Annotated in this window: 2 rRNA genes; both read right to left on the bottom strand. The window is 40.8% G+C overall.

What is annotated here, in order from left to right:
* Window positions 1-147: 147 nt before the first annotated feature.
* Window positions 148-264: ribosomal RNA gene (rrf, locus tag AJ884_RS08090) — 5S ribosomal RNA — on the bottom strand.
* Window positions 265-559: 295 nt separating this feature from the next.
* A 23S ribosomal RNA gene (locus tag AJ884_RS08085) occupies window positions 560-3,626 on the bottom strand.
* Between the last annotated feature and the right edge of the window lie 557 nt (window positions 3,627-4,183).

Below are 4,183 nucleotides of genomic sequence, written 5' to 3'. Positions count from 1 at the left end.
TTCCAAACTCCTAAAAACACCCTATTCTCTTAAAAACCTTAACCAGCAACAAACTCTTTTTTAAACACGATTCTAAGCACCATCTAAAACAACAATAAAAATAAACATAGGATTTATATATAAAGTAAGCAATGAAGACATTTAACAAGTCCGCAATGAGCTACTTTCCCCCTGCCAGTAAGGCGTAGTATCATCACCCACGATGTGCTTAGCTTCTTGGTTCGGGATGGAGCAAGGCGTTTCCACATCTGTATAATCACGGACATTGTTATTTAAATATTCTTTGAAAGATTGAATTTAAAAAATAAAGCTTAATCTTTTTATTTCTTTACTTTTTTCTTTATTCTCTTTCTTCTTTTGTTTTTCTTTCTTCTTTACTTATCTTTTATCTTTGATAAGTTTTTATATAGAATACTTAAAAAACAATGTTAAGAGCAAGTTCTAATATAAACTTTACTTGAAAGATTTTATTAGCTTAAAAACATAATGTTTATATAAATATTTCATATAAAACATTCAAAGCTTTATAAAAACCTTAACAAGGAAGTGATGCTTTATTAAAGATAAGCCAAACGCTCTATTAGTACTGGTCAGCTAAAGGACTTTCATCCATTACACACCCAGCCTATCAAACTAGTAGTCTTCTAGAGAGCTTAGAGAAGATTCATCTTAGAGTTGGCTTCACGCTTAGATGCTTTCAGCGTTTATCCTTTCCAAACTTAGCTACGCTGCGATGCTCTTGGCAGAACAACAGCTACACCAGTGGTTTGTTCAACCCGGTCCTCTCGTACTAGGGTCAAATCTCTTCAATCTTCTTACGCCCACGGCAGATAGGGACCGAACTGTCTCACGACGTTCTGAACCCAGCTCGCGTACCGCTTTAAATGGCGAACAGCCATACCCTTGGGACCTGCTCCAGCCCCAGGATGCGATGAGCCGACATCGAGGTGCCAAACCTCCCCGTCGATGTGAGCTCTTGGGGGAGATCAGCCTGTTATCCCCGGGGTACCTTTTATCCTTTGAGCGATGGCCCTTCCACACAGAACCACCGGATCACTAAGACCGACTTTCGTCTCTGCTTGACTTGTATGTCTTGCAGTTAAGCTGGCTTATACCTTTATACTCTACGAACGATTTCCAACCGTTCTGAGCCAACCTTTGTAAGCCTCCGTTATTATTTGGGAGGCGACCGCCCCAGTCAAACTACCCACCAGACATTGTCCCACTTGAGGATAACTCAAGCTGGTTAGCTACCCAAATAAGAAAGAGTGGTATCTCAACAACGGCTCATATACAACTGGCGTCATATACTCAAAGCCTCCCACCTATCCTGCACATTCTTATCCAAGTAGCAGTGTCAAGCTGTAGTAAAGGTCCACGGGGTCTTTCCGTCTTGCCGCGGGTAGGAGGAATTTTCACCTCCACTACAATTTCACTGGATCCCTCTTTGAGACAGCTCCCATCTCGTTACGCCATTCATGCAGGTCGGTATTTAACCGACAAGGAATTTCGCTACCTTAGGACCGTTATAGTTACGGCCGCCGTTTACTCGGGCTTCGATCAAGAGCTTCGCTAATGCTAACCCCATCAATTAACCTTCGAGCACCGGGCAGGCGTCACACCCTATACATCCTCTTACGAGTTAGCAGAGTGCTGTGTTTTTGGTAAACAGTCGGGAGGGACTCTTTGTTGTAAGTTTCTTCGCTTTCGAAGTAAATCCTAGTACGAAGCTAACCACACCTTATACCGAAGATACGGTGCTATTTTGCAGAGTTCCTTAAAGAGAGTTCTTCCACGCGCCTTAGAATACTCATCCCACCCACCTGTGTCGGTTTACGGTACGGGCAACATTAGCTAAACTTAGAAACTTTTCTTGGCTCGACGGCATCAGGGGTTCTTCTATCCATCCGAAGATTTCAAAAAGCCTTTCAGTTCTCGGAGTGTTCTTATACGGATTTGCCTGTATAAGCTCCTACGACCTTAGACTAGCACTTCCATCCGCTAGCCCCCTTAGCCCTAAGCGTCCTTCCATCGCACACTAATGTTGGTATTGGAATATTAACCAATTTGCCATCGTCTACCCCTTTCGGACTCGACTTAGGACCCGACTAACCCTACGATGACGAGCATCGCGTAGGAAACCTTGGGTTTACGGCGTTAATGATTCTCACATTAATTATCGCTACTCATGCCTGCATGCTCACTTCTATTCGCTCCAGCACTCCTTACCGGTATACCTTCGACGCAAATAGAACGCTCTCCTACCACTTGCACACAACTTAAACTACTTAAACTACTTAAACTTTAAACCAAGAATATTTTTACTGATTTTACTAAGCTTTATTTCTATCTTTACTCTATAAAAATCAGTAAAAATATAACTAAAACATATAACTTAGTTTTTTATATTCTCAACTTAAATAATCTAAGTTGTGTGCAAGTCTACAGCTTCGGTACTTACTTTAGCCCCGTTATATTTTCCGCGCAAAATCACTAGACCAGTGAGCTATTACGCTTTCTTTAAAGGATGGCTGCTTCTAAGCCAACCTCCTGGTTGTTTAAGTAACTTCACATCGTTTTCCACTTAAGTAAGATTTAGGGACCTTAGCTGGTAGTCTGGGTTGTTTCCCTCTTGACGACGGATTTTATCACTCGCCGCCTGACTGCTGTGATTACATATAAGGTATTCGGAGTTTGATAGGGTTTGGTACATTGGTGTATGCCCTAGCCCATTCAGTGCTCTACCCCCTTATATTACGACACAACGCTATACCTAAATATATTTCGGAGAGAACCAGCTATCACGAAGTTTGATTGGCCTTTCACCCCTATCCACAAGTCATCCCGGGGCTTTTCAACGCCTATGGGTTCAGTCCTCCACTAGTTCTTACACTAGCTTCAACTTGCTCATGGATAGATCACTTCGTTTCGGGTCTGCAGCATCTGACTAAGCGCCCTATTCAGACTCGCTTTCGCTACGGCTTCGCGTTTGCTTAACCTTGCCAGACACCACAACTCGCAGGCTCATTATGCAAAAGGCAGTCCATCACACTGTATTGCTACATAGTGCTCTGAATGATTGTAAGCAAATGGTTTCAGGTTCTATTTCACTCTGATCACCTCAGTTCTTTTCACCTTTCCCTCACGGTACTTGTGCACTATCGATCTGGTATTAGTATTTAGGGTTGGATCGTGGTCGACCCGGATTCAGACAGGATTCCTCGTGTCCCGCCCTACTCAGGATACTGCTAGCTAAGCTTTGTTTTTCGCATACGGGACTATCACCCTCTATGGCTATACTTTCCAGAATGTTCTGCTAAACTCAGCTCTTGCACATTGCAGTCCTACAACCCCCAGTGCAAGCACTGGGTTTGCCCTCTTGCGCTTTCGCTCGCCGCTACTGACGCAATCTCTATTGATTTCTTTTCCTGAGGGTACTAAGATGTTTCAATTCCCCTCGTTCGCTCCTATATAGGTAATGTATATCTCTATACATTGGGTTGCCCCATTCGGAAATCTACGGATCAAAGCTTCTTGACAGCTCCCCGTAGCTTATCGCAGTCTAGTACGTCCTTCATCGCCTTTACCAGTCAAGGCATCCACCATTCGCTCTTAGTAGCTTACCTTTTGATGTTCTTTTAGCAGATGAGCAAAGCTCATCTTAAAGAACCAAAGCTAAAGGCCTACCCCGCCAACCTAAAAGATATTAGGCTTAAAACGAAATAAACTAAACATTCATTAAAAAATTAATGTAGATAAAGCTTCAATTCTTAATCACTAAAAAAACAATTTGCATAAAAGTTAGATATAACCTAACTTCTACCTTTTATTATTGATTCTAAAACGCATCACTTCCTTGTTAAAGTTTTTATGATAAGACTTCTTTATCTTAAGACGGAAAGCATTCAAACACTTAATATAAAACTAAATGATTTAGTCTTAACTAAGCTGTGAGTTTGAAACTTGTCTTTAATTTACAAATCTTAAATCTAATATTCTCTTTATTATAGAAATAAAGATAATTAAAAGATATAAGTTAAACCAAAGAAAAGATAAATAGGTTTTATCCTTTAACAAGTCCTGTAAAATTGTTTTTATTAAAACTTGCTTGTGACTCTTAACAATGATAATTAAAAAGAACATTTAGGTTTAAAACCTAAAGGAAGTATATATATATATATAT

It is taken from the genome of Campylobacter sp. BCW_6463 (assembly GCF_001762785.1).
Taxonomy (GTDB): Bacteria; Campylobacterota; Campylobacteria; order Campylobacterales; family Campylobacteraceae; genus Campylobacter_D; species Campylobacter_D jejuni.
Note: the sequence above shows the minus strand (reverse complement) of the source record. Positions and strands in the feature narration are given on the sequence as shown.